This is a genomic window from Xenococcus sp. PCC 7305 (genome assembly GCF_000332055.1).
In the GTDB taxonomy this organism is placed as follows: domain Bacteria; phylum Cyanobacteriota; class Cyanobacteriia; order Cyanobacteriales; family Xenococcaceae; genus Xenococcus.
Genome location: NZ_ALVZ01000137.1, coordinates 1 through 26,961, shown reverse-complemented (window position 1 = coordinate 26,961; position 26,961 = coordinate 1). Strand labels below are relative to the sequence as shown.

Sequence of the window (26,961 nt, the reverse complement as noted above, 5' to 3'; positions counted from 1 at the left end):
ATTCGATCATCGCCATCCCCTCCCAATACAGTGTCATCACCTTCACCACCAAAAATAGTGTCATTGCCAATATTGCCACTTAGCCGATCGCTTCCCATATTGCCCAGAATTCGATCATCGCCATCACCTCCTAATACAGTGTCATCACCTTCACCACCAAGAATAATGTCATTGCCTTTGCCGCCAATAAGTGAATCATTATCATTTCCTCCACTAATTGTATCGTTGCCTATACTTCCATCAATTGTGTCGTTACCATCACCGCCAAGAATTTTATCGGAACCTCTATATCCATCAGCATAATCATCTCCTTGATTCAGATTTAGAAAATCATTAGCAAAGCCTCCTATTACTGAATTGTCGAGTTTATTCCCAATTACTATTACATTCTCTTCCTTTGCACCCGAAAAAACAAACCCATCTCCCCAATCTGGCATTACTAAGTAATTATCTGGTGTTCTCAGTTCAATATAATCATCAAGACTAAAGCCTACCTTTTCAATGGTCCCCAAAGTTGGAGAAAAGACTGTTTTAAATCCATCAAACTCTTCATAGATAACTAAATTATTAATCTCATCAATAGTTACTCCATAATCATCAACTTTAGTAATTAATTCCTGATGAAGAATATCTACTGTCTCTGAATATTGCTCTAAGTCAGCTAAGTTGTTGCTCAAATATGGATCATTAACTACATCATATAATTCTCGGCTACCATCCTCATACCTTGTATATCTATATTCATTGGTTCTGATAGACAAAGAACCAAACATAGTCGTGATGGCAACACCTTCTAATTCTAAATCAAGATTGTAAAGCTTCTCTTTCAAAGAATTACCATCCATGTATTCGGGCACATCAATGCCTGCAAGATCCAATATGGTTGGAGCAATATCAAGAAAACTAACAACTTGAGAAACTTCACCACTGACTGGATTATCAGGATCAAAAAACATTAATTGTGCATTAGCAGCCTGATCCCATAACGTAAATTTATGAAGAGTATCATGATCGCCTAGATGATAGCCATGGTCACTCCACAGGGCAATTATCGGATTAAGATCGCTATTTTCGACTTCATCTAATAATTCTCCGAGTCTAGCATCCATTTCTGAAATATTTGCTAAGTAGCTCTGAATATATTCTGGCAAGAAATTAGCAGCATCTATATTTTGTAGGGCTGCCGTATTAAGAAACTGCTTGACAAAATCAGGATAGTCCCCATCAGGTAATGTTGGAATAACTATATCTTCTAATGGATATAAATCTCGATACTGTTGAGGCGAGACAAATGGCGTATGAGGATCGACTAATCCCACCATCATAAACAAGGAATTATTAGAATCTGTTTGATGAAGTGCATCAATAGCTTCTCGAACAACCAGCGAATCGCCTGTTTGCTCTTCTGCTCCTATTATACCCGTCTTGAATGGTCCATTAATGCCAGCCTGATAAGTATTTACAAAACTTGGAGCAAAGTTAGAATCAAAAACAATATTCTCTACCCCTGGAGGCAAGTTACCTTGGTGAAAATTTTTACCGAAAGCCCGTACCGTATAACCCGCATTTTTCATCAAAGCAGGCAATGTTATTGCAGGATCTATATTTTCATACCAGACATCGTTATTCCAATGAGTTTTAGTTTTGAAGGAAGATTGTCCTGCTAAAACAGATGTTCGAGAAGGGTTGCATAATGCTGTTGTAGCAAAAGCATTGGAGAAAGAAATACTTTTGTCTCGAAATGCATCAAGATTTGGGGTTTTAATTTCAACATTAAAATAATTTCTAAATTTATCAACGTTTAATAGATCGTCAATGGATATCAATAAGATATTTTGATCTGTCATACGATATTCTGTTTTTTTGACTTCTATTATAGATTTAGATTATTGATTATGCCAGTTAATATTAATTCCTAATTTTTCGATAAGTTGTGAATTGTAAGGCATAAAAGCAGAAGATAAGTCCTCAATAATATCACTGCTAACCTTCTGAAAATAAGTTCCAGAATTATAGGCTTTGTATTGGATATTATTAAATTCTTTAATTCCTAAGAACTTAACTATTTTGCTTACTGTTTCTTCGGGTGATTCAAATAAATCTTCACTTTTAATAATTAGTATTTGTTCAAGAGGAATAATATTTAACCATTTTTCTAAGTGATAAGCGTAAAGACTATGGTTTATATATGAATTATGTTTTAATAATTTTTCTCTTTCCTCTAAAGTCGATAATTTAGAAAATGTTGACAAATTATTTACGCTCAATCCCATTGCATGTTCAATTGAGTTTTTTTCATATCCCAATTTTACATTATGAAAATAATGAGATATTGATCTTTCAACAGGATTTCTTAGAAGACAAATAATTTTCATATTAGGAAATAATTCTAAGATATATTTTCCAATATCATTAGTAAGATAGCCAGGGCTAGCTTCTCCAGAAATATAATTTCTATTATTAATTATAAAAGGAAAGTGAGATAAATACCAATCAATACCTTTTTGATGATTTTTATCAAAAAAGTGAATCTCTTTTTTAATGGCAGGGATAACGTGAGGATGTTGAGTTATATATTGATACAAAGAAGTGGTTCCCCCTTTCATTGCACCAATAATTGAAAATTCGGGTTTAATATGTTGCTCTAAGATAATTTCTTTTTCTGGTAAGCTGGAAACAGCATTGAGAGTGTTTTGTCTCGCTGAGTATTGATAGTAGTAAATAGCTTTCTTAATATTATTTTGTAATGATAAAAAATCTCCTAAATTAGTATAAGCAGCCAAAGGCAACTTAATATTTTTTTCTATAGCTTTGTTAATAACATTAATTACATCTTTAATTGCAGAAGATTGAAATTTCATACTAATAAAAATCAATCTTAATTTTGCATATGATTCACCAATATTTGGACTATAATTAATAGCTTCACTAAAATATTTAACAGCAAGATCTAATTCCTTTTTTTGAAGGTAAAAATTTCCTATTTGAATCTGTAATTTTGAAAATTTTTTATTATAGTTTGGGTAATCAAACAAAAATTTGTTATTTTGATCTAGATTTATAAGTATATGATTTATCTTAATTACTTCTTCAATTTTATTTTGTTGCAGTAGTTCTTTGGCTAATTCAAGATAAATATTATAAATTTTTTGAGATATTCTAATATCTGGTTTAATGTCAATAGATTTTTGATAAGCATTAATTGCTGCTGACAATTTTTTTTGCTTTACTAAAGTTAATGCCATTTGTTTATAATTAGCTGAAGAAATAGGATAAAGTGAAATCGATTCGTTTATAACTTGAATTGCTTCATCTAATTTGTCCTTTCTTCTCAACTCTTGAGCTTCAGATATAAACTCTTTGATGGTTTTAAACTGCATATTGTTAAATTATTTTTGATTAAATATTAAGTTCTTTTTATTACATGAAGAAAATGTTCAAATTTTAATCAGTAAGTTTTCCCATTCCTTTGAACTAACTAAATCATAAGTATTTAGTTGTTCTCCTTTTTCTCTAGAATATTTAACAAAGTTTTCAATCCAATTAAGAATAGTTTCTACTTTCAAAAGAGGTGTATGAGTTTGAGATTGTTCTAAAAATTGAACCATTAAAGATAAATCACTATGACGATAACTATGCCAAGCTTTCCAAACTGAGTAACCATAATAAAACTTTCTATTGAGATCGTTTATTTGCTCAAGAGAAAAACCTTTAGATAAAATTAAATTCTTATCTTTTTGCTTATTTAACTTTAATATTTTATCGATTATATTGAAATAATCTTGGTGCATTCTTTCTTCTGTAAACATTTTCTTAGCTCGTTCTTGACAAGCTTTGCCCATAGATTTACGCAACTCATCGTCAAAAGCCCATGCTTCTAGAGTAGCAGCCAATTCATTAATCGTATCTTGGGGATAAAAATTGGGATCTGGCAATAATTTACCAGTTTTTCCCAGCTCTTCAGGTATCCCACTCACAGCTGATGCAACTACAGGAAGTCCTTTAGCCATCGCTTCAATAACACAAATCGGCATCCCCTCAGCTTTGGATGGCAACACAAAAATATCGACAGCTCCTAATAAATCAGGAATATCTTGACGTTCACCCAAAAACTTTACTTTATTTGCTACTCCTAAATCGGTAATTTTTTGCTTTAACTCAGTTGTATTATCTTCTCCTTTAATTCCTTTTCCAGCCCAGACAAAATATAGTTTTTCCCAAACAGGGAGTTCTTTTAAAGAAGCTATGGCCTCTAATTGATATTCAAATCCTTTAACCCGAGCCATTCTCGCTGCTGTAAAACAAATAACTCCATCTTCGGGAATTTCTGTTTCTTGGCATAGACGCTGACGAAAGAAGGCATTTCTGGGGGTAAAAAAATGTTTTGGTCTTCCGTAATGAACAACTCCACTATGTTCGGAAGAAACATTAAACAGCTTATGTAGAAGATCCAAATTTTCTTGGGAAACGGCAGACACTGACTCGGCACAATTGTAATGATAAGAAGCTATTTCTGTATAAGGGATTCCATCATCCAAAACAACCTTGGAACAAGCAGTATCAACATAGCCGACAACAATAATATAAGGAATTCCCATGTCAACTGCAATTTGTTTAGCTGCAAAGTTTCCTAAGGGCCAGCCATCGCTAAAAAATATTAAATCTGGCTCAACAGAAGAGATAATTTCTCGTGGAGTATCTAAGTCTTTATAACTGGCAGCATAACCACTGATTTGTTCTTGATCCAACCATATTTGTCGAATACCTAATTCTTTTTCTAGTTCCATTCTATGATTGGACTGTTCTATTTGAACTGAAATCACATCATAACCAGAAGTCGCTAATTTACATAACATCGAGTGATTATATTGTGGTACTCCACCGATTGGAGGATTATCTGAGTAAAACAAAATTCGACTGTTCATTTTTATATCAGACTTGTTGTAAATTAAATATATGCGTTGCTGGAAATCTAAATTAGATAAGGACTAAGTTTTTATAAAAAGCTATTTTGCATTTACTTATCACTTAAGACTTAGCATTTTGATAATAACTCTGAATTTCGTTCTTGTTTAGAAGTAATAAAATTAGTTTTGCAAACCAGGCTCAGTAGGATTGCCTTGTTAATGACTGACTACAAGAAATTTTCGAGTCAGTAGATAGGAAGTGAAATTAAAAAAACCACGTTAGAAAACGCGGTTTGCTAAATCACTACTTTAAAAATAAAGATAATTTATTTTTAGTAAACACCAGGGTTAATTCGGTCATCTCCTGCATTCATCACAATGGAAGGATCAGTGACTACAAAATTGTCCAAGTTAGCTTGTAAGCGTTTCTTCTGACTTTCACTTAGGCCAGGAATGTCTAAAACATCTTCAATTGAGTTATAAGGAGCATATTTAATGATTGCACCGGCCAAAGTAGGATAAAACCCGCGTAATTCGCGAAAATCTCTAACATCACTGTTATTTAGGTCAAGTTTGCCTTGAATTTGACCTAGTTTGTCATCAGCAGCATTGCGACGTACTGCCAAAATAGGGGAAGATTGGAAAGTAAAAATATTCAAATCAGCAGCATCAGCTGATGTAACTCCACTAAACCCCCAAGCTCCGATAACTAATAATACGGTAGCAAAAATGCTTACTAATCTTTTCATCAACTCTGTTTCTCCCAGGTAAAAAAATATATGCCGTAGAGGAAATATAGATTATCCTTTACAACTTGAGTTTTTGTTGTATGTTTTTCTTGTACCATAAATTCTATCAGGTTAGATGTTCCATCAAAAAATCCTCCTGAAGATCTAATTCTTGAGGAGGATTGATTTAAGAAAAAGCTTGTGAGATTGCTCAGCAATTAAATGCCTCTATTGAGAGCAAATTCTACTCGTCCAAATTGTATTTCGAGACGTTGTTGGAGTTTTTCTGGTAGAGGGCGAATGCCATAGGAACTATAGTAACCAGCTAAAGCATTGAGAGAAGTTTGCATAGTAGTAAAAGAACTTAAACCTTTGGTCTGAGAATCGCGTCTATAACGAGAGGCATAGTCCCCAACCTGTGAACGGATGAGCTCGATTAATTCTCTCTTCTCCGGGGAATTATCAGGTAGATCGAAAGATGTTCTAATATTACTTATGACTTCCATCGTATCGTGACTAAAATCACCTGTAAAACCCTCTACACTGGTTGAGCTACAGCCCATCAAACCAATAACAACTACTAATACTAAAGGCAATATACGAGATAGAAAATTCTTAAAAAACATAATTTACTTTATACAACAATTCCAAGATCCCATTTATCCTATCAAGGATCGGGACGGCATCAAAAGTGAAGACGGGAAAGAAGAGCAAAGAATTAGATCCCTTACCCTTTTTCCTCTCTCCTAAGTGTTTTGCATTCTTTTAAAGAAACGAGTAAGTTCGCCAATCCAAAGCACGATTGAGGTTCCCCCCACAATGAAAAGCCAATCATTCAATGACAGAGGCACAGTGCGGAACATTTCGCCCCCAAATTGAATAATAAAAACCTGGCCGAGAAAAATCATCGTAGCAATGAGGACAAATCCTTTGTTTTCAGTGACATTGGCAAAAGCAGATTTATCCAAACCCAAACAACGAGCATTAAATAAATTCCAGAACTGCAACATCACAAAGAAGCTAAAAAATAAGGAAAGCTCATAATCCGTAATCTGGTTGTCCCGGCCAATATATAACAAAAACCCTGTCAAAATAACTAAAAAGATTAATCCGACGATCGCGATGTTTTTAGTCATCTGGGGTGAAATAATAAAGGCATCAGGAGAACGGGGACTATCTTCCATAACCTTAGGATTAGGTGGCTCTGTGGCTAATGCCAAGGCCGCAAAAGTATCCATAATCAGGTTAACCCAGAGCATTTGGGTGACAGTCAGAGGCAGAGCAACTCCAATAAAAGGCCCGAGCAAAACAATGCCCAATGCGGCAACGTTAATGGTGAGCTGGAAAAGAATGAATCTTTGAATATTGGAGTACAGAGAACGACCCCAGATAATGGCATTAACAATACTGCCGAAAGAGTCGTCTAGTAAGATGATATCGCTAGATTCTTTGGCGATCGCGGTACCACTACCCATCGATAATCCCACTTGAGCTTGCTTCAAAGCCGCGCAATCATTGGTGCCATCCCCCGTTACACTGACAACCTCACCGTTTTTCTGGAGGAGTTTGACTAATCTCAGTTTGTCGAGAGGACGAGCCCGAGAAAGTACTTTGAGATCCTTGACCGCTTCTTGGGCATCGCGATCGCTCAGATCTCCGAATTCCTTTCCCGTCAAATAGGAATACTTGCTTTCAGTCGCAGTTTGAATCCCGATTTGACGAGCAATTTCCTTAGCAGTTTCCGAGGTATCTCCCGTGACAATTTTGACTTGAACTCCTGATTTGAGACAAGTGGCGATCGAATCGGCAACTCCAATCCGCAAAGGATCTTCGATCGCCGTAAATCCTAGCCAAATTAGGTTATTATCAAGATTTTTTGTCGGTACGGCTTCTGGATCAGCTTGATAGGCAAAACCCAGGGTCCGCATGCCTTTCTTCTGATATTCAATGAGGCTTTGGGAAATCTCCGCTTTTTGCTCTTCAGTAAACGATTGCAAGCCATCGGCGGTAGCGATGGTCGGGCAATTCTGCAATAAAACTTCAGGAGCACCTTTAACATGAAGCAGCAACTGACTGGTTAGCTTCGAAGTTCCCAACGTTGCCATATATTTCGTTTCCGTGGAAAAAGGAACTCGCTCCTTAATCTCGAACTGATTACGGTAGGTCAAATAGTCCAAATTGTCCTGATTTAGCCATAGTAATAAGGAACCCTCCGTGGCATTGCCCAAGGGACGAGGGGGCTCATTAGGTTCGATATCCAACTCCGCAGTGGTATTGACAGCTATAGCTTCGGCAATTAACTGTTGAGCATCTTTCCCAGAACCCTTGAGTATGGGGAAATTCACCTCTTTCACTTGCATTTGGTTTTGGGTTAAGGTTCCTGTTTTATCAGAACAAATAACCGTTGCTGCCCCAATAGTTTCGCAAGCATGCATTTGCCGCACTAAGTTATTATCCTTGGCCATCTTTTTCATGCTGTAGGCTAAGGACAACGTAACACTCATGGCCAAACCTTCCGGAACTGCTACCACAATAATCGTCACAGCAATCATGAAATATTCGAGAATTGCATTGCCTAAAGTCCCAGAGAACCAAGTTATGGCAGGATCAAGGCCGGTAACTACACTCAAAGCAACACCTAAACCTAGGATCAGCAACCCAACTCCGAGCGCTTTGCCCCAACTGCCCAAACCGCCTGCTTCTAGCCATGCTGGACGGTCTGATTCTTTGCCTGATAACTCTAAAGCATCGTAAACAACAGGTAACCAAACAGGACTCAACGCTGTTAAAGTACTAATCGCGGCTAAGAGAAAGAAATACCATTGTCGGGGTGCTAGGCTATATTCGCCGAGAACAAAACCTCTGGCCAAAAGAGCGACAAAAGTGAGACTCGCAAAGGCCAAACCGACGACACCAATTAATTTACTAAGTTTTTCTAATTGTAAGTTGAGGGGAGTGTTTTCGTCTTCACCAACCACGGCAACGGCGATCGCAAGTTGACCAATTTCCGTGCCATCGCCCACTTCTGTGATCTTGACAAAAGCATTTCCACGATCAACCAAAGTGCTGCGAAACACCCGATAGGGAGGATAGGTACCCGCTTCTGCTTGTTCTTTACTACAGTTTTGCTCCGTTATTTTTTGAGCTGCTTCCGATTCTCCGGTAATTTTGGATTGATCAACATAGAAAGTTAATTCTTCGAGGACATTGCCATCGGCAGGAATTTCTTCGCCCTGTTCGAGATAGATCACATCTCCAACAACGATGTCTTGACGGGGGACGGTGGTAAAACGACCATCCCGAATGACTTTGACCGGAACTGTATCATAGACTTGATTGAGAATATCGAACTCTTTACTCGCTTTGTATTCGTTGATAAAAGCCAGAGTAGTGGCCAAGATAATCGCAACAATAATTCCAAGGCCCTCGATATAATCACCTTCGACTATTCCCACCGCGATCGCAATAACCGCAGCGATACAAAGAATTTCAATGACAGGATCTTCAAACTTTTCTAAAAATAATTGCCACCAAGGTTCTCTCTCTGGTGGCTTAAGAACATTTTTTCCATGTTGGGCGCGACTTTTTGCCACCTCCTCGGTGGTCAATCCCTGATAGGGGACAGTAGTTTTAGTAGTTTCAATTGTGCTTGTCATATATTGTTGTATTAAGCTGATTTATCTTTAACGAGAAGAATGAAATCCTTCGGCTAGAGCTCCGCAGGCATTTTTTGAGATCGCATTGGGTAATTGATTGATACTACTAAATTCTGTTGAGATGCATTATTAGCAAATAGACATGCTCTTTATAACCCTATTTTAAGGAAAACACGAATTATACTGGGCAGAATTGGGGTGTTCATTACCGAACCTACTGATATTTACGCACAATATCTTGTAAGCCCTCAACTTGAAACCCATTGCCAACCGCAGCCATTTTCCAGTCATCTTGATGACGATAGACTTCGGCCAAAGTCATTGCTGTCATCTGAGTATAATCATTGCCCGAGAGGTCATAACGGGCTAACTCCTGATTATTTGCCTGATTAACCAGCCGCACAAAAGCGTTTTCTACCTGGCCAAAATCTTGTTTGCGTTTGACAGCCTGGTAAATTGTAACCACAAAAACGAGTTTGGAAATCTGGGCAGGTATTTTTGGTAAGTCAACAAGAATTACCTCATCATCTCCCTCTCCTTCCCCCGTTAAATTATCTCCTAGATGGGTAATTGCCCCCGATTTATGCTTGAGGTTACCAAAATAAACGATATCATGCTTGCTGGCCAGTTTATCCTTAGCATCAAGACATAATACCGTTGCATCCAAATCAAAGTCTTTGGCGCCGCTAAAAGCTCCCAAAAGACCACCACCAGATTTTTTGGCCACATCCCAACCCAGTCCACAGGTTAGGTTCGTTAAGCCGGGGGCTTCCTTTGATAGTGAAATTCGTTGTCCCTTTTGTAAAGAAATGCTCATAAATTTATTTTGTTAATAATTGTTAGCTTTGATAACGGTCGAGTAATGCTTGTAAACCGCCTTGATATCCGGCACCCACAGCATTAACTCGCCATTCGCTGTCTTTACGATATAATTCTGCCATTATCAATGCTGTTTCAATTGAATAGTCCTCCGTGAGGTCATAACGAACTACTTCCTTGTTATCAGAAGCATTTACTATTCGCACAAAGGCATTGGCCACTTGTCCAAAATTTTGACTGCGCTTTTGCGCTTCGTGGATTGTGACGGTTACTACTATTTTTTGAACTTCTGACGGAACTTTTTGCAGCCTAACTTTGATAACTTCATCATCTCCTTCTCCTTCTCCGGTTAAGTTATCTCCCATATGTTCCACAGATTTATTGGCATCGGGACTGGTTAAGTTATTGTAAAAAATGAAATGCTGATCGGAAATTAATTTTTCGTTATTCCCCACTAGAAACACTGAAGCATCAAGATCAAAATCAGCACCTCCATCAGTAACTTTGGTATCCCAACCCAAACCAACAAAGATTTCTTTTAATCCTGGAGCAACTTTCTCAAGGGAGACTCGTTGTCCTTTTGCTAGACTTAATGCCATGTTTGAACCCTAAAATCACCATATATATACTATCTCATTACCATCATCTAATTTATCACCAGCTATTTAGCTTGTTCCAGGCTGCTGTAGTTTTGCTTTTAGTTCTGATTTAATACGATGTAAAATAGACTCTTGATCAAGGGAATTGATAATATCTTTGACCACTGTTTTGGGCGCTTGTTCTCCCCAGGATGCACCATTGGCCAAATAGGTTTTGGTAACTTGTCCGATGGCGTAGGAAGATACCCCTGCTACTCCAGCTTGAGCGATCGCAACAGAAATATAGGGAGCCATTGCCAATCCCCCCGTCAGGGGAATTGTGACACCTAACAAGCCTTTGAGAGAACTTAGTCCCAAAGTCGCCAGTAGCTCACTAGCTCCAATGCCGCCCATACTCAGGGCAATTTTTTTTAGTAAGGCGATCGCACCACCTTGAGTCATGGAAATTCCATAAAGACGAGACAGGGCCAGAATAATAGAAACATCGATAATTGCCCCCGTGAACAAATCGATCGCCGTTACAGGATTTAGGGCTACCGCCGTTGCCTTAATCATGGTGCCTTTATGGATTAATTCATTGGCTGAGCGATCGCGAATTGATAACTTGCGCTGCAATAATTTTTCGTTGATCTGATCTGCATAGAGCATACTATTAAGGGCAATTAAGGATTTGCCTTCGCGATCTAATAGCTCCAAAATTTTTAACTTCAAAGTTGTGATCTGCGGCTCACCCCGAACCCGTTGTACCTTAATTCTGCCATCAACTCCTGCGATCGCCCGAACATCAATTGGGGAGGCCGCCACCATAATAATTTCCTCGGGAGACAGCAACTCCTTAACGCGATCATCCCGAATTTTTTCATAAATTGCTAGGCGATCGGCTTCGGGATATTGATCAATTTTATTGAACACCAACAACATTGGTTTGCCAGCCTCTCTTAATTGGGACAAGGCATTATATTCAACCTGAGTCATATCCCCAGAAACGACAAAGAGAATCAGATCAACTTTGGTTGCCAAGTCACGAGCTAGAATTTCCCGCTCTTGCCCATTCACCTCATCAATTCCTGGAGTATCAAGAAGTTGAATTTTACTTTTGCTACGAGGATTAGAGATTGTTAGTCGTTGCAATTGCTTTGTTTGTTCTAGTTCTTGATCTTCTCTCACTGTAGTCTGAGAAAAATCCCATTTAACTTCATCGACAGTGCGAGTGACGCCATGGAGCGCCCCAGTGGCAAAGATATCCTGACCAATCAAGGCGTTCAGTACCGAAGACTTACCCCTTCCCACCATGCCGAAAGCGGCAATTTGCACTACAGATTGTTCTAGCTTATCCAACATTCCTGTTAGACGTTTGATCTCCGACTCCAAACCTTGCTGTTCTTGATATGTCAGGTCAAGATTACCAATTAAACCACGCAGTGACTTCTGTGCCTTGCGATAATTCAGTTCTGTCGCAATTTCTGTAAATTTGAGGATGGCACTATCAAGTTCTTCTAAATTCCAATTTTCCAAAATGGGTTAAGAATGGGTAATGGGTAATGGGTAATGAGTAATGAGTAATGGGTAATGAGTAATGGATAAGCCTTAGCTATATTTATACTCTAATGTTAGAACAATATGAAATATTAATCCTGAATACAGTTTCTGATGATTAATTACAGTAAACTAAATGGGAATTCAATCAATATAATCGTCAATTTAACGATCCTATTAAGCTTCGATGAAACCAGAAACTACAGCTCATGTTCGGATTCTTCAACAATGTTGGCGATCGGGAAAAATCGCAGGAGAAGTGAGTGCCGCAAAATACAATTGGCATTTTCAATGGCGATTTCGTAGAGGACAGCTCATTGTCGAACCTTCTTTGGGGAGGGCCCTCATTCAAGAACCTTTGGGTCGTTTCCTCGAACGCTCTGATTATCAGCTAGAGCCTGGAGGAGATTATACTTTTACAATTCGGGCGAGTTTTTAAAAGTTGTCAACCATTAGTTCGAGATGCTGAATCCTTTCTTCAGTTAAAGATGTCAAACAAGAATAGTAGATCAAAGGTTGAATGCTTCCTCCTCGATAAGCATCAGCAATATAATTACAATTGAGATCTCTAAATTCGATCCAAGATAACTGAACCTTAATTAATTTTTGCTCTTGAACATCATTGACAATTTCCCTTTTAACTTGTTGATAAATCTCATTCAATCTTGCGTCTGCTTCCTGATAATCTAAGTTCGCACAGATGTTCATAGTGGTTTGAGTTAGAGGATTATCACAATTGTCTTTTTGGTTAATTTCTGCTTTGACTTGAGAAGCTCCAAGCTGTTCCGCCATCATTTCGATGATGAATAATGTCGAGATGCCTATCAGTATTTTCAATAGCAATGATTTCAAATTCATGCGATGTACAATATTCTCTCCAAGATGACGGCATCATTCTACAAATTGACAATTCGTTCTATCCTATTGCCAAATCATTGCCATGTAATAAAAGTATATCCTTGATGTAATAAATACATTAATTTCCCTGATCCCAATTATTTTGGTAACTAAATATACGAAAAGATAAATTTAATAATGTGAACCTATGTTCTACAAGAACGCAGGAAATTCATATATAAGTCACTAATTTGAGGTAGACTTTTAATTGGTAATTTTAACTGTATTAATTATTGATTCTCAAGGAAGGTAAAAATGCTCGGAGAAATGTGGCAATTCAGGGGTAGGTATAAAATCCTACATATGACCTGGTTTGCATTCTTTTTATCGTTTGTAGTTTGGTTTAATTTAGCTCCTTTAGCAACTACGGTGAAGGCAGCCTTTGACCTTGAGCCTGGTCAGATAAAAACCGTCGCCATTTGTAACGTGGCCTTAACAGTTCCCGCAAGGATCATCATTGGGATGCTCCTCGACAAATACGGGCCGAGATTAACCTATTCTTGCCTATTAATATATGCGGCAATCCCTTGTATCTTGTTTGCCTGCGCGCAGAACCTTAGCCAACTAATTGTCTCTCGCCTCTTACTCAGTATTGTTGGTGCGGGTTTTGTAATTGGGATTAGGATGACCGCAGAATGGTTCCCTCCCAAAGAGATTGGTTTGGCAGAGGGTATTTATGGCGGTTGGGGTAACTTCGGTTCAGCCTTTTCTGCCTTCACTATGGTTGGACTGGCTGGAGCTTTAAGTTTCTTTCCTGGTGCATTTACCTTACCAAGTGGAGATCCTTTAAACTGGCGTTTTGCGATCGCGGGTACAGGTATTATTGCCGCTATTTATGGTGTTATTTATTACTTTAACGTTCAAGACACGCCTCCAGGAAAAGTCTATCGCCGACCCAAAAGTGCCAGAGGACTGGAAGTGACCACCAAAAAAGACTTTTGGTTCTTGATGGTCATGAATATGCCTCTAACTGTTATCTTGATGGTTCTAGCCTGGAGATTGAAAAAAGTTGGATTCCTGAATGAGTCTTCCTATCCAATTGTCCTCGTCGCATTACTATGTTTATATTTATTCCAAGCCTATAACTGCTGGGTCGTAAATAAAGATTTGCTATCTGGTGCCAAACGTTATCCACCAGAAGATCGTTACAAATTCAAGCAAGTGGCTATTCTCGAACTGACATATATTGTTAACTTTGGTTCGGAATTGGCTGTTGTATCGATGCTGCCAGCTTTCTTTGAAGGAACTTTTGGTTTAAGCAAAGCTTTTGCGGGGATTTTGGCTGCTAGTTATGCCTTTATGAATCTGTTTGCTCGTCCTAGTGGTGGTTTGATTTCTGATAAATTGGGCAGTCGTCGCATGACCATGGGACTATTAACCTTGTTCATGGGTGTAGGTTACCTAGTCATGAGTAGTATTCCCGCAGTTCGAGATGGTCTTGGTTATGATCCAGAAGTCGGCGCTAGTGGAGCTTTGATTGCTCTGGCAGTAGTTATGACTATGGCTTGTTCCTTCTTTGTTCAAGCTGGAGAGGGCTCAACATTCGCGATTGTACCTTTGGTAAAACGTCGTGTTACTGGTCAGGTTGCAGGTAATGTCGGTGCTTATGGTAATGTCGGTGCTGTAGCTTACTTGACTTTGTATAGTTTGTTGCCCGATGGCGATCTTGGAAATATTCGCTTCTTCCAGGTACTGGGAATTTGTGCAATTATTGTGGCAATGTTGTGTTTGTTTATTCTAGAAGAACCGAAAGGCTCTTTTGCCGAACATCATGAAGGTGAAGAAGAAAGTGCCAATTCCGCATTAGAAACAGAGATGATGTAGAACAGCTTGATAACTAATGCATATCGGTTTTTTTAGCTAAGATTTTTACTTGCATAGTGGGGGAGTTTTTCCCTTCGCTATGCAAATTCGTATTATCAAGTCAGCAGTCGATCGCATAGATAAAGAAAATAGAGTACAAGAAGACTAAATAGGCAAATAATAGTTAAATATAGTTAAATATAAACAATTTTTAATTTTTAGTTTTTAAACTCGTGCGCTTGTCCTCGAATGGGGATTCCTTAGCGGATTCAAAATCCGCAGGGTCGCTCGTCAATTTTCAATTTTCGATTTAATTTATCTAGATAGGAGAGCAACAGAACGTGAGCGAACCAACAAAAACCCTCTGTCCTTACTGTGGAGTCGGTTGTGGTTTAGAAGTTTTACCTCCTGCCCAACCAGGAAAGGCAACCACTAGAAATAGTGAAGGTAAACCCATGTGGCAAGTTAGGGGCGATCGCGCTCATCCTTCTAGTCAAGGCAAAATATGTGTCAAAGGTGGTACGATCGCCGAATCATTGGATAAAGATCGTCTCAAATATCCCATGATGCGAGATTCTTTGGACGAGCCATTTCAACGTGTAAGTTGGGAGCAAGCCCTAGATGCGATCGCCAAACGGATGCAAAAAGTCAAAGCAACTCAGGGCGTAGACGCAATTTGTATGTACGGCTCTGGTCAGTTTCAAACCGAAGATTACTATATTGCCCAGAAATTACTCAAAGGTTGTCTGGGGACCAACAATTTTGACGCCAATTCCCGTCTCTGTATGTCTTCTGCTGTGGCAGGCTATATTCAGAGTTTCGGCTCCGACGGCCCACCCACTTGTTATGATGATCTCGAAGAAACAGACTGTGCTTTCTTAATTGGTACCAACACCGCAGACTGCCATCCTATTGTTTTCAATCGTTTGCGAGTACATCATAAGAAAAATCGCAAAGTGAAAATGATTGTGGTCGATCCTCGTCGCACCAAGACCGCAGAAGCCGCGGATTTGCATCTAGCGATTAAACCAGGAACCGATATCGATTTGCTCAATGGCATCGCCCATTTAATATTGCGTTGGGGTGAGCTTGATACTCTCTACATTGATGAATGTACTCAGGGGTTTCCCCAATATGCCTCGCTCATCAGCCATTATCCCCCCGAAGCCGTGGCTCAGCGATGTGGCATTTCTCAAGAGGATTTAGAAACTGCGGCTCGTTATTGGGTCGAATCAGAAAAAGTCCTTTCTTTATGGTCCATGGGAGTCAATCAATCCTCCGAAGGCACCGCAAAAGTTAGAACAATTATTAATCTGCATTTGATGACCGGAAATATTGGCATTCCAGGAGCGGGCCCTTTTTCCCTAACAGGTCAGCCCAATGCCATGGGAGGTCGCGAAGCTGGCGGCTTGTCTCATATCTTGCCTGGTTATCGAGTTGTAAAAAATGCCGCTCATCGCGCTGAGCTAGAACAAATTTGGAAGATTCCTAAGGGAAGTATTTCGCCGGTTCCTGGAAAAGATGCCTGGGCAATGATTACCGGCTTAGAAACCGAAGATGTCGGATTCCTATGGATTGCGGCCACTAATCCCGCGGTGAGTATGCCCGATCTAGAAAGAACCAAAAAAGCACTACTCAAATCACCCTTCACGGTTTTTCAGGATGCTTATTATCCTATTGAAACCGCCAATTATGCTCATGTATTATTGCCTGCTGCCCAGTGGGGAGAAAAAACTGGCACCATGACCAATTCGGAGCGAGTTGTTACTCTTTGCCCGCAATTTCGTGAGCGTCCTGGAGAAGCCAGACCAGATTGGGAAATTTTCGCCGAAGTTGGCCGTCGTTTAGGATTTGCTAAGGAGTTTGATTTTGCCAATTCCGCAGCAGTTTATAACGAATTTGTCCAAGTAACTAAAGGTCGTCCCTGCGATATGACCGGTTTGACCCATGGTAGATTGCGCCAACAAGGCCCGATTCAATGGCCTTGCCCGTTGTCAGAAGTCAGTGAGCTTGATGAAGAGGCGATCGCGTTGCAATGTGATACTCAAGGCAATGTAAGTCCAGAAAACCAAGAGCAATCAGGCTTGTTTTCTAATCTGTTTGGCAATAAAGATCAGGCGACGCAAGCTAAAAGACTTTATACTGATGGTCGATTTAATACTGCCGATGGGAGAGCTAAATTTGCCGCTTTTCATGCCAAGGGCTTGGCAGAACCAATTGATAATGAATATCCCTTTGTTTTAACTGTGGGCAGGCTTTACGAGCATTGGCATACGATGACGCGTACTGGGCGCATCCCTAAAATCATGAAACGTCAGCCCCAACCTTTCCTGGAGATTCATCCCAAGGATGCGGCATTTTTAAAGATTGAAGAAGGTGAAATGGTTGAGTTGCGATCGCGTCGGGGTATGGCTCGTTTTCCTGCCAAAATTACTAAAGCAATCTGTCCTGGGACGGTTTTTGCCCCGATGCATTGGGGTGCTTTATGGGCAGAAAATGCTGAAGCGAATGTTCTAACTCATCCCGAAGCTTGTCCAATTTCCCTTGAACCCGAACTTAAAGCTTGTGCTGTAAAGTTGGTTCCTGTAGCTGATGTTGAGATGGCGCAATCAGAGGTCTCATTACCTAGAAATAGTGAACAAAGCTTATCCACAGTGAGTCCCTAGTCCAGTATCTAACTACTTAGTCTCAACGTCATTGGAGGTGACTAGGTTCTGACAAAGAAACCAATCAAATTCAGGAAAAGAAGGCCCAGGATGTGCTGGTCGAATTTCTGTTGAATAGGGGTTTGGGAGTTTGGGGATTTGGGGATTTAGGGATTTGGGGATTTAGGAAAAAGCCTATTACTTCGTTGTTTAACTTGGGAAATTTAATCAAAAAAAAATTCGTCGAACTGAGGTTGTTTAAAGATTGAATTTAGAGACTTAAAAAATGGGGACTTTTAGGGCATTAGGGTTTTGCGATGTGCGTTCTCTACTTCCCCACTTCCCTATTTCCCTACTTCCCGAAACAAGAAGCATTATAATCTAGAGTTGCGATCGCACTAAGATTTTAAGAGCCAATCGTTACTTTACTTGCGGCAAGTTTGGCCTTCTCCCTAGCTTCTGTGGCATCATGACCCTTTGCTAAAGCAACTCCCATGCGACGATAAGGACGAGAATTTGGTTTGCCAAATAAGCGAATATCAACATCAGTTGTGGCCAAGGCTTCCGCTACATTGGCAAAAGTAATGTCATCAGAATGTTCACTAGCTAAAATCACTGCACTAGCCGCAGGCGCAAAAAGCTCAATTTTGGGAATCGGTAAACCCAGAATTGCTCGCAAATGTAATTCAAATTCATTGAGATTTTGCGAGATTAAAGTTACCATCCCTGTGTCATGGGGCCGCGGTGAAAGCTCGGAAAAAATCACCTCATCCTTCGTGATGAAAAACTCCACGCCAAAGATTCCTGCACCACCTAAAGCATCTGTAACTTTGGTGGCAATTTCTTGAGCTTGGGCTACTTTGTCTGCTGTCAGCCCAGCAGGTTGCCATGATTCTTGATAATCACCTCGTTCCTGGCGATGGGCGATCGCAGGACAAAAAATTGTTGCGGCATGCCATTGTTTAATGGTTAGTAAGGTAATCTCAATTTCAAAGTCAATAAATTCCTCAATAATAATTTTTTGGGTATCTCCTCGGGCTCCTGCGATCGCATAATCCCAAGCTTTCTCTAACTCTGCTGCGGATTTAACGGTGGATTGACCTTTGCCGGAAGAAGACATGACGGGTTTGATGACATTGGGAAAACCAATTTCAGCTGCGGCGGTTTGCAGTTCTTCGAGGCTAGTAGCATAGGCATATTTAGCTGTGCGTACTCCCAATTCGATCGCTGCTAATTCTCGAATGCGATCGCGGTTCATGGTGTAGTTGGTGGCGGCGGCAGTGGGAATTACCGTGAAGCCTCTGTTTTCAAATTCTAATAATTTTTCGGTGCGAATTGCTTCGATTTCTGGAACAATAAAATCCGGTTGATATTGTTGCACAATTCTTTCTAAATCATCGCCATTGAGCATTGAAATAACTTCGGCGACATCGGCAACCTGCATTGCTGGGGCATTGGCATAGCTATCGACTGCGATAATAAAATTGCCTAGTCTTTGGGCAGCAATCACAAATTCTTTTCCTAGTTCTCCTGAACCAAGTAGCATGATTTTTTGTGGTAGCTTAATATCTTGTTTCAAAATCTAACCTCTTGTAATGGTGATAATTAAGGGTTAAGGGGTTAGCTTTTAGCCTTCATAAAAAATATGCTTTTTCAGCTTAATTTTCTCTTTTTCTTTAATTTATCCAACTAAATTCATAACTTCTACTGGGGGGCTAGTCCCCCAGACCCCCCATTGGGGACGATACGCCCTCCCCAAACCCCTGCCGAAGTGTTGACTCATAAGTTGGAAAAAGTTGGTTTTGTTTGTTATAGCACTACGTATATTTGGTTAGGACATTAGTAAATCCTCAAGCTTATGATTAGTAAACTCTTGACTTTTGACTCTTGACTCTTGACTTGCGCTATATCTGACATTTTCTACTTTACAGCGATCGCATTCTACCAATCTTCGATCCATCAACCAAGATCATTAAGAAAAAATAAATTGAATGTAACGAAATGCAAAGTATAATAACTAAAGTTAAGTAAATATTATTGTAAGGTAGAGTCTTTAAATGCGGGTTGCGATCGCGGGTGCTGGATTAGCTGGATTAGCTTGTGCAAAATATTTGGTAGACGCAGGACATACTCCGATTGTCCTAGAGCGTCGAGATGTCTTGGGTGGGTTGGTAGCTGCTTGGAAAGATGAAGATGGAGACTGGTATGAAACTGGGCTTCATGTCTTTTTTGGCGCCTATCCCAACATGATTCAGTTAATGACTGAGTTGGGAATTGAAGACCGCCTGCAATGGAAAGAACATACTTTAATTTTCAATCAACCAGAAAAACCAGGAACCCTTTCTCGTTTCGATGTTCCCGATATTCCGGCACCGTTTAATGTCATCATGTCGATTCTTCGCAACAACGATATGCTGACTTGGCAGCAAAAGATTCGCTTCGCAGTGGGGTTGACGCCCGCTATCATCAGAGGGCAAAAATATGTCGAAGACATGGACAAATACAATCTTCTCGAATGGTTGGAAAAGCAAGGCATCGATGAGCGCGTTAACAGTGATATATTTATTGCCGCATCCAAAGCGCTAACCTTTATCGATCCTGGTGATGTCTCCGCCACAATTCCCCTTACCGCAATCAATAGATTTTTAAAGGAAAGATATGGCTCCAAAGTTGCTTTCCTAGATGGTTCTCCCACCGAAAGGTTATGTCAGCCAATGGTAGATTACATCACCGAAAGAGGTGGTGAAGTCAGGCTGAATGCACCTCTCAAAGAAATTGTCCTGAATGAAGACGGCACAGTGAAAGAATATCTGCTGCGAGGATTGAATGGTGCTGCGGATGAGGTTTTACAAGCCGATATTTACGTTTCGGCGATGTCGGTTGATCCCCTTAAGGTTATGTTGCCCGAACCTTGGAGAAAGCAAGATTTCTTCAAAAAACTCGATGGCCTAGAAGGCGTAGAGGTGATCAATATTCATCTTTGGTTTGATCGCAAACTGACTGATATTGATCAATTACTTTTCTCTCGTTCTCCTTTATTGAGTGTTTATGCAGATATGAGTAATACCTGTAAAGAATATGCTGACAGCGATCGCTCAATGTTGGAGTTGGTTTTGGCTCCGGCCAAGGATTGGATTAGTAGATCGGAAGAAGAGATTCTCCAGGCAACTATGGAAGAGTTGAAAAAATTATTTCCCCAACATTTTACAGGGGATGATACTGCTCAACTGCTCAAATACAAAATTGTCAAAACTCCTCGCTCTGTATATCGAGCAATTCCTGGGAGACAAGCCTATCGTCCCAGTCAGAAAACACCAATTACTAACTTTTATTTAGCAGGAAGTTATACCATGCAAGAATTTCTCGGCAGTATGGAAGGTGCGGTATTATCTGGAAAATTAGCCGCAGGAGTGATTGCCGAAGATTTCCCGGCCACCACTGAGCCAACTAAAAGTCCCGTTGCGGTGGGAAGTTAATTAATTCTTCCTGTCCAAATCAGCCCATTGGATGAGACAATGCTAATTATTCTTTTGGAATATTCGGTTGATTAGCTAAACTTTGCTTCTAAACTAAAGACTACTTCTGCATGAGTCGTGAATGCTGCAAATACCTAAACCACAAACTAAACCCCAATTGATCTCTGTCCCCGAGTCTTACGAGTATTGTCGTCGAATAACTGCCGACTATGCCAAAACATTTTATCTCGGCACCTTACTGATGCCCAAAGAGAAAAGTAAAGCTATTTGGGCAATCTATGCTTGGTGTCGTCGCACGGATGAGCTTGTAGATGGTGAGAAAGCCAGATTCACAACTGATGACACTTTAGCCCAATGGGAAAGTCAAATCGAGTCAGTTTTTGCAGGGAAACCACGAGATAATACCGATGTGGCCTTGGCTGATGCGGTGCAACGCTTTCCGATGGATATTCAGCCTTTTCGCGATATGATTGCGGGGCAAAGAATGGATTTGTATCGCAGTCGCTATCAAACTTTTGAAGAACTGAAGCTCTATTGTTATCGGGTAGCAGGAACTGTAGGTTTGATGTCCAATGCTGTCTTGGGAATTCGTGATCCTCATAATAATGTTCCCTGGAAACGCGACCAACCAATTTATATTCCAACCAAAGAAGCTCTAGCTCTTGGTATCGCGATGCAATTGACCAATATTCTGCGGGATGTGGGAGAAGATGCTGAGAGAGGGCGGATTTATTTACCTTTGGATGATTTAGCAGCTTTTGGTTATACAGAAAAGGATTTATTGGCTGGGGTCAATGACGATCGCTGGAAGGCTATGATGCGTTTTCAGATCAAACGGGCGCGACAATATTATCATCAAGCAGAAAGGGGGATTAGTTATTTGATTCGCGATTCTCGCTTACCAGTTTGGGCTTCTTTGATGCTTTATCAGGGAATTTTAGGCGCGATCGAGAAAAATAATTATGATGTTTTTAACAAACGAGCTTTTGTCGGGAAACCGAAGAAAATTGCTTCTTTGCCGATCGCCTGGTTGAGAGCGCAGGTTTTGTAAAGTCAAGAGTCAAGAGTCAAGAGTCAAAAGTCAAGAGTCAAGAGTCAAAAGTTAAATACCCATTACCCATTACCCATTACCTTTTGATTTATGGAAATTAGAAGAATTAATCCTAATCCCCAAGTAAATACAGGGGAAGTTGTTTATCAGAGTAAGATTCCCAATGCCGAACCACAACATATTCTAGAGGAGATTGTTTGGCACAAAGAAGCTGAGGTGGCGCGGATGCGCGATCGCCTTCCTTTGATGAAGTTACGTCAGCAATTGACTAAAGCCGAACCTCCCAAGGATTTTTTGGCAGCGCTGCGTAATGGCAAGACAAATCCTGCTTTGATTGCTGAAGTGAAAAAAGCTTCTCCTTCCAAGGGTATTATTCGAGCAGACTTTAATCCTGCGGCGATCGCAAAAGCCTATGAAGAAGGTGGCGCTAGTTGTCTATCGGTTTTGACTGACAGTAAGTTTTTTCAAGGTGGTTTCGATAATCTGAGTTTAGTTCGGCAAACTGTAGATTTACCCCTGCTCTGCAAGGAGTTTATTATTTATCCCTATCAAATATATTTTGCTCGGGCCAAGGGTGCTGATGCAGTGCTGCTCATTGCGGCAATTTTATCGGATCAGGATTTGAAATATTTTGTCAGAATTGTGAAATCTGTGGGGATGATTCCGCTGATTGAAGTTCACACTTTAGAGGAGTTGGATCGGGTACTCGCGATCGATGGAGTAAGTTTGGTTGGGATTAATAACCGCAATTTACAAGATTTTTCTGTAAGTTTATCGACTACCAAAGATATTCTAGAAGCAAGGAAAAAAGCCTTACAAGAGCGCAATATTTTGGTTGTAAGTGAATCGGGTTTGCATACACCAGAGGATTTAGATTTTGTAAAAGAAGCTGGAGCAGGAGCGGTTCTAATCGGAGAATCTTTGGTTAAACAAAGTGATATCGCAGCAGCAGTTAAAAATTTGTTTGCAATCAATAATTAAATTTTAGGGTGAGCATTGCTCACTCTAATAAGGGGTACACTATCCGTACAAATTATATTTAAGGTAAAGTTTTTAGTTCTTTTGTGCCATCAAGAGAAATATAAAGGACTCGATTAATCATATCCCCATCATTCTCAATCTCCTGCTGTATTAATCCTACTGCTTGAATACAAATTTCAATTTGTTCGTTCCGCAATAAATCCCCTTCTTGAATGAACACAATTCCTGCATGAACTTCAACCTCACTAGCAAATTTCTCAAAATCACAAATATTTGCGGTGATCAGAATTCGATCTTCATTGAAGGCATATTCCAAAATTTGGCGATCATTAACTCCCAACAACCCACGATCTCTAACTGCCACCGCATCAAGTAAAAGTTTTTCGCACAGATGACGAGCAACATTAGGAGAAAGATCCTCATCAATTAAAAATTTCATCCTTTCTTGGGTCTGCCCATAATAGGATAAGCTTTAATATAAAGCGGGGCAAATTTCAGATCCAGTTCAGATAGATAGGGATAATCTTCTTGAATAACTTCTAACGATTCTCCACGTTCTATCATCTTGCCAATGTGATGTACAGACAAACGAGAATTAGGAAAAACTGTTTGACCTCCCATAATATGAGGATTATTTACAAGATGACTTTTCCATTGATTAAATTGAGAAATTAATTCAGACAACTCCTGACTAATATTGCCGAGCTGTAAGATAAAAAACCTAGCAAATTCTAAGGTTGCAGCCTGATCTTCAATGGCTTTTACCAAACCCTGATACAAAGCGATTCGATGTTTAACTGAAAACTCAAAATTAATTTCTTTCAGCGCACGTAGATATATCAAAGCAGCAAAAGACAGACGAGGCGTATCGAGCACAGGTTGAATAACTTTGTATTCAATTTCTTTATAAACTCTTTTGGGTGATAAATGCGCAAAAGCTGCGGCTTCGTTGGGGGTGAAAATAGCTTCTATAGTCATTAAAAGTCCTCCCTATCCAGGGAATAGTTTAACATAGATCAAATTTTTCGTTAGATATTGTTCAGGGTGATTAGCTTTTGTTGGTTGTTTAGAGTTGGAATTAAAATGATATAAACATAGAATAAGCGTTATATCTGTTCCATGACTGATTCTTCGCCTCAACCACAACCGCAAAGCAACTCAGTAAACCTCGATTCACTTTGGAAATTTCTTAGTTCTCAATATGTGAGCAAGGGTGCACCAGGTATTTTGTTAGGCATTGTGATAACTCAAGCTAGTCAGGCTAATTGGGTCAAGGCAGCTCAGTTTGCCAGCGCAGCAGTTCTTGTCTGGTTCCTGAGCAAAATTGCTAGAAAGTTACTCCCTAAAGTAGATCGTGCCGTAGAGCAGACAATAGACGCAGCCATAGACAGAGCAGAAAAAAAAGTAGAGCATCGCACAGAGATTATCCCTTTTAAGAAACAATATTTAGAAGCTCTTAAAACCTATTGTTATGCCTTGGAAGTTGAGGGATTTCGAGGAAACTTGCCCCGTTTACCACTCAAAGATATTTTTGTTCCGTTGCGTCTCAATTCTGATCCCGATGCAAAACCAACCGACAAAATGATTAACAAAATCTGGGAGCTACTACCTAGAGAGCATCAGACTAAACCTCAACCAATCAATTCACGACTTGTGATCATTGCTGATCCTGGTTATGGGAAAACGACACTAACTCGCTATCTGACTCTTAGTTATGCTGATGGTTCTTATAAAAACGAGCAAGCAAAGAATTTAATCCCAATTCTCTTGTTGTTTCGGACTATTCATCCTCAGATTCAAAATAACAATACTCCAACTCTTCCAGATTTAATTACTCAACAGATTCTTATCTTGCCAAGATGTCAAAACTTAACACCTTCTTCTAGATGGGTAGAAGATTGGCTCCAATCAGGCCAATGCTTGGTAATGCTGGACGGCTTGGATGAAGTGCCACAAAGTCAAAGAGAAAAAGTTAGTAAATGGGTCAACTGGCAGATGCAAGCTTATGATGCTACATTTATTTTGACTTCACGACCCCATGGTTACGATAGTAGTCTATTTAAAGCTGTGCAACCAGTAAAAATTATTGATTTTGATAACGATCAGATCAGCGATTTTATTACCAAATGGTATCGCAATAGAATTGGAGAACAGTGGGATTACCTGTACCAAAGAAGTTTGCGTAAGCCGGAAGGGGAACGTCTAACCCTAGAATACGTAGAAGCTCAAAGTACAACTGAAGCGGAGGAAGCTGCTGCTGACTTGAATAGGCAACTTTTTGCGCTCTCAGCCCTGGTAAATTTGGCGAAGAATCCCTTGTTAGTAACTATTATCGCTGCCACCCACGAAATATTAGAATCTTTACCCAAAGAAAGAACTAGTCTCTATAGAAAGATTTTAAATCTCCTGCTGGAAAGCCGTCCTAACCGTAGAGAGACTCGTTTAACAATGCCTGAAGCAAAAGACAATCAGGCAGTGCTACAATCTCTGGCATCAAATTCACTAGAACAAGGGCAGCTACAGTTTACCTCGGAGCAAGCTCGTCCTTGGATTGAAGCAAAATTATCAGAAAAATCTGGAGATCCCACTTTCACACCAAAAAAGTTTTTGCAGGAAATTCAAAATATTGCTGGTATTTTGGCAGGAGGAACAGAAGAGGAAGGTTTGTATCAATTTACCCATAAAACTTTCCAAGAATATTTAGCTGCTATCGAATTCCAAGAAAAACAGCAAGAAAATATCTTAATCGAGCAATTTTATAATCCTGACTGGCAAGAAGTGATTGTTTTTTACTCTAATCTGACTAGTGCTAAAGCTTTTTTAGAGTTTGTTTTGGATAACTTCGAAAATTCTCCAGACAAAAAATATGCTCTAGAGTTGGCTCGTCGCCTGGTTGAGGAGGGAGGCAAAATTGATGAGCAGATCCACCAAAGATTAGATAGAGCTTTAGAAAGAGTAGATCTTGGAGATGAGTTAAATGCTGCTATTAGCCTAGAGAAAAAGTTTCGTAACTTAAATATGATTGATAACAAAACCTCTATTTCTGAGCCAATCACTTGGGGTGAATACCAATTATTCTTAAATGACCAAGCTTCAGGACAATTTCATTCGAGTGCGGAAATTCTACCTATTGTTTCTGGACAAGAAAATCAACCAGTTAGAGAAATTAGCCAGGAAGATGCACAATGGTTTTGTGCTTGGCTATCAACTCAGGCGCATTTACAGTCAGAAGATATTGTTTATGACTATCGTTTACCTAGTAATGGCGAAATAGAACAGTCTGCCCGCAAAGGAATAACTTCATCAAGCTCTATTTATTCGGATGACTTTTTAAGGGTGATTCGAGTGGTAATTCCCCACTGCTATCAAGCTTTGTTAAATTATCTCGCTAATGGACGTTGGCGAGAAGCAGATGAAGAAACCCGTAAAGTAATGCTCAAGGTAGCAGACCGAGAAGAGCAAGGTTTGCTAAATGAAGAGAGCATCAAAAACTTTCCTTGTGGGGATTTAAGAATGATCGATCAACTATGGGTGAAATATAGCAAGGGCAAGTTTGGCTTTAGTGTCCAAAAAGAAATCTATGAGAGTCTTGGTGGTGACACAAGGAGTTATAATCGGGAAGTCTTCGAGAAATTTTATGATCGAGTAGGTTGGAAACAAGGAGGGGACTGGGTGAGCTACGGGGACTATACATTTAATCTTTATGCACCACATGGACACCTACCGTACCGTGGAGGGGACTGGGTGAGCTACGGGTATTTTCTCTTTTCTCGCGCGAAGACTTGTAGCCTGTAAGATATAACAACTTCAGGCGATTTGTCAAGCTTAGTTTTTGGTACTTTTTCTACGTATTCATGGGCTTT

At 39.8% G+C, this 26,961-nt stretch carries 20 protein-coding genes; 7 read left to right on the top strand and 13 right to left on the bottom strand.

Annotated elements, in window-relative coordinates; all coding sequences use genetic code 11:
* From XEN7305_RS07720 to XEN7305_RS07680, 9 genes are all read right to left on the bottom strand, one after another.
* The coding region (locus tag XEN7305_RS07720; RefSeq protein WP_006508825.1) for a sulfatase-like hydrolase/transferase at positions 1-1,847 on the bottom strand (1,847 nt) is incomplete at its 3' end.
* A gap of 39 nt (positions 1,848-1,886) precedes the next feature.
* Complete coding sequence (locus XEN7305_RS07715) at positions 1,887-3,380, bottom strand: sulfotransferase (protein WP_006508824.1); 1,494 nt, start codon at positions 3,378-3,380, stop codon at positions 1,887-1,889.
* 57 nt (positions 3,381-3,437) lie between these two features.
* Complete coding sequence (locus tag XEN7305_RS07710) at positions 3,438-4,925, bottom strand: glycosyltransferase family 4 protein (RefSeq protein ID WP_006508823.1); 1,488 nt, start codon at positions 4,923-4,925, stop codon at positions 3,438-3,440.
* Between the two features lie 314 nt (positions 4,926-5,239).
* The gene (gene psbU, locus XEN7305_RS07705; RefSeq protein ID WP_006508822.1) at positions 5,240-5,656 is read right to left on the bottom strand and encodes a photosystem II complex extrinsic protein PsbU; all 417 of its coding nucleotides are present in this window, start codon (positions 5,654-5,656) and stop codon (positions 5,240-5,242) included.
* A 197-nt stretch (positions 5,657-5,853) separates the two neighbouring features.
* A complete protein-coding gene (gene psb27, locus XEN7305_RS07700; protein WP_006508821.1) occupies positions 5,854-6,261 on the bottom strand; it encodes a photosystem II protein Psb27 in 408 nt (135 codons plus the stop codon).
* Between the two features lie 120 nt (positions 6,262-6,381).
* Entirely contained in the window at positions 6,382-9,291 is a 2,910-nt protein-coding gene (locus XEN7305_RS07695; RefSeq protein WP_006508820.1) for a calcium-translocating P-type ATPase, PMCA-type, read from the bottom strand.
* A gap of 214 nt (positions 9,292-9,505) precedes the next feature.
* Positions 9,506-10,108: a TerD family protein gene (locus XEN7305_RS07690; protein ID WP_006508819.1), complete on the bottom strand. Its 603-nt coding sequence runs from the start codon at positions 10,106-10,108 to the stop codon at positions 9,506-9,508.
* Between the two features lie 22 nt (positions 10,109-10,130).
* Entirely contained in the window at positions 10,131-10,709 is a 579-nt protein-coding gene (locus XEN7305_RS07685) for a TerD family protein (protein WP_006508818.1), read from the bottom strand.
* Between the two features lie 66 nt (positions 10,710-10,775).
* Positions 10,776-12,224 (bottom strand): GTP-binding protein, encoded by a 1,449-nt coding sequence (locus XEN7305_RS07680; RefSeq protein ID WP_006508817.1) that lies wholly within the window; start codon positions 12,222-12,224, stop codon positions 10,776-10,778.
* Between the two features lie 208 nt (positions 12,225-12,432).
* Here XEN7305_RS07680 and XEN7305_RS07675 point away from each other — a divergent pair, with 208 nt between their 5' ends.
* A complete protein-coding gene (locus XEN7305_RS07675; protein ID WP_006508816.1) occupies positions 12,433-12,684 on the top strand; it encodes a DUF3146 family protein in 252 nt (83 codons plus the stop codon).
* On the opposite strand, the gene XEN7305_RS07670 is transcribed toward XEN7305_RS07675, so the two are convergent.
* On the bottom strand, positions 12,681-13,082 hold the full coding sequence (locus XEN7305_RS07670; RefSeq protein WP_158500384.1) for a lysozyme inhibitor LprI family protein: 402 nt from the start codon (positions 13,080-13,082) through the stop codon (positions 12,681-12,683). The genes XEN7305_RS07675 and XEN7305_RS07670 overlap by 4 nt on opposite strands.
* Before the next feature lie 315 nt (positions 13,083-13,397).
* Between XEN7305_RS07670 and XEN7305_RS07665 the strand changes: the two genes are divergently transcribed.
* Positions 13,398-14,966, top strand: a complete 1,569-nt coding sequence (locus tag XEN7305_RS07665) for an MFS transporter (protein ID WP_006508814.1) — start codon at positions 13,398-13,400, stop codon at positions 14,964-14,966.
* Positions 14,967-15,286: 320 nt separating this feature from the next.
* A complete protein-coding gene (locus tag XEN7305_RS07660; protein WP_006508813.1) occupies positions 15,287-17,611 on the top strand; it encodes a molybdopterin oxidoreductase family protein in 2,325 nt (774 codons plus the stop codon).
* A gap of 385 nt (positions 17,612-17,996) precedes the next feature.
* Here XEN7305_RS07660 and purT read toward each other — a convergent pair whose 3' ends face one another.
* Positions 17,997-19,169, bottom strand: coding sequence for a formate-dependent phosphoribosylglycinamide formyltransferase (gene purT, locus XEN7305_RS07655; RefSeq protein ID WP_040897077.1), 1,173 nt, complete (start codon positions 19,167-19,169; stop codon positions 17,997-17,999).
* A 478-nt stretch (positions 19,170-19,647) separates the two neighbouring features.
* On the opposite strand from purT, the gene pds reads away from it, so the two are divergent.
* The 3 genes from pds (at position 19,648) to trpC (ending at position 23,098) form a co-directional block, all read left to right on the top strand.
* Positions 19,648-21,066: a 15-cis-phytoene desaturase gene (gene pds / locus XEN7305_RS07650; protein WP_006508811.1), complete on the top strand. Its 1,419-nt coding sequence runs from the start codon at positions 19,648-19,650 to the stop codon at positions 21,064-21,066.
* A gap of 121 nt (positions 21,067-21,187) precedes the next feature.
* A complete protein-coding gene (crtB, locus tag XEN7305_RS07645) occupies positions 21,188-22,117 on the top strand; it encodes a 15-cis-phytoene synthase CrtB (RefSeq protein WP_006508810.1) in 930 nt (309 codons plus the stop codon).
* 90 nt (positions 22,118-22,207) lie between these two features.
* A complete protein-coding gene (gene trpC / locus XEN7305_RS07640) occupies positions 22,208-23,098 on the top strand; it encodes an indole-3-glycerol phosphate synthase TrpC (RefSeq protein WP_006508809.1) in 891 nt (296 codons plus the stop codon).
* 58 nt (positions 23,099-23,156) lie between these two features.
* On the opposite strand, the gene XEN7305_RS07635 is transcribed toward trpC, so the two are convergent.
* Positions 23,157-23,537 (bottom strand): DUF5615 family PIN-like protein, encoded by a 381-nt coding sequence (locus XEN7305_RS07635; protein ID WP_006508808.1) that lies wholly within the window; start codon positions 23,535-23,537, stop codon positions 23,157-23,159.
* Positions 23,534-24,076, bottom strand: coding sequence for a DUF433 domain-containing protein (locus tag XEN7305_RS07630; protein WP_006508807.1), 543 nt, complete (start codon positions 24,074-24,076; stop codon positions 23,534-23,536). Before XEN7305_RS07630 ends, XEN7305_RS07635 begins: the two co-directional genes overlap by 4 nt.
* 141 nt (positions 24,077-24,217) lie before the next feature.
* Between XEN7305_RS07630 and XEN7305_RS28115 the strand changes: the two genes are divergently transcribed.
* Entirely contained in the window at positions 24,218-26,893 is a 2,676-nt protein-coding gene (locus XEN7305_RS28115) for a GUN4 domain-containing protein (protein ID WP_006508806.1), read from the top strand.
* Positions 26,894-26,961 lie beyond the last annotated feature (68 nt).

What these genes read in the sequence shown, in the direction of transcription:
- XEN7305_RS07635 (WP_006508808.1), bottom strand. Translation starts at nt 23,537, where the DNA reads ATGAAATTTTTAATTGATGAGGATCTTTCTCCTAATGTTGCTCGTCAT.
- XEN7305_RS07685 (WP_006508818.1), bottom strand. Translation starts at nt 10,709, where the DNA reads ATGGCATTAAGTCTAGCAAAAGGACAACGAGTCTCCCTTGAGAAAGTT.
- XEN7305_RS07710 (WP_006508823.1), bottom strand. Translation starts at nt 4,925, where the DNA reads ATGAACAGTCGAATTTTGTTTTACTCAGATAATCCTCCAATCGGTGGA.
- XEN7305_RS07695 (WP_006508820.1), bottom strand. Translation starts at nt 9,291, where the DNA reads ATGACAAGCACAATTGAAACTACTAAAACTACTGTCCCCTATCAGGGA.
- XEN7305_RS07630 (WP_006508807.1), bottom strand. Translation starts at nt 24,076, where the DNA reads ATGACTATAGAAGCTATTTTCACCCCCAACGAAGCCGCAGCTTTTGCG.
- pds (WP_006508811.1), top strand. Translation starts at nt 19,648, where the DNA reads ATGCGGGTTGCGATCGCGGGTGCTGGATTAGCTGGATTAGCTTGTGCA.
- XEN7305_RS07675 (WP_006508816.1), top strand. Translation starts at nt 12,433, where the DNA reads ATGAAACCAGAAACTACAGCTCATGTTCGGATTCTTCAACAATGTTGG.
- XEN7305_RS07715 (WP_006508824.1), bottom strand. Translation starts at nt 3,380, where the DNA reads ATGCAGTTTAAAACCATCAAAGAGTTTATATCTGAAGCTCAAGAGTTG.
- XEN7305_RS28115 (WP_006508806.1), top strand. Translation starts at nt 24,218, where the DNA reads ATGACTGATTCTTCGCCTCAACCACAACCGCAAAGCAACTCAGTAAAC.
- crtB (WP_006508810.1), top strand. Translation starts at nt 21,188, where the DNA reads ATGCTGCAAATACCTAAACCACAAACTAAACCCCAATTGATCTCTGTC.
- trpC (WP_006508809.1), top strand. Translation starts at nt 22,208, where the DNA reads ATGGAAATTAGAAGAATTAATCCTAATCCCCAAGTAAATACAGGGGAA.
- XEN7305_RS07690 (WP_006508819.1), bottom strand. Translation starts at nt 10,108, where the DNA reads ATGAGCATTTCTTTACAAAAGGGACAACGAATTTCACTATCAAAGGAA.
- psbU (WP_006508822.1), bottom strand. Translation starts at nt 5,656, where the DNA reads ATGAAAAGATTAGTAAGCATTTTTGCTACCGTATTATTAGTTATCGGA.
- XEN7305_RS07665 (WP_006508814.1), top strand. Translation starts at nt 13,398, where the DNA reads ATGCTCGGAGAAATGTGGCAATTCAGGGGTAGGTATAAAATCCTACAT.
- psb27 (WP_006508821.1), bottom strand. Translation starts at nt 6,261, where the DNA reads ATGTTTTTTAAGAATTTTCTATCTCGTATATTGCCTTTAGTATTAGTA.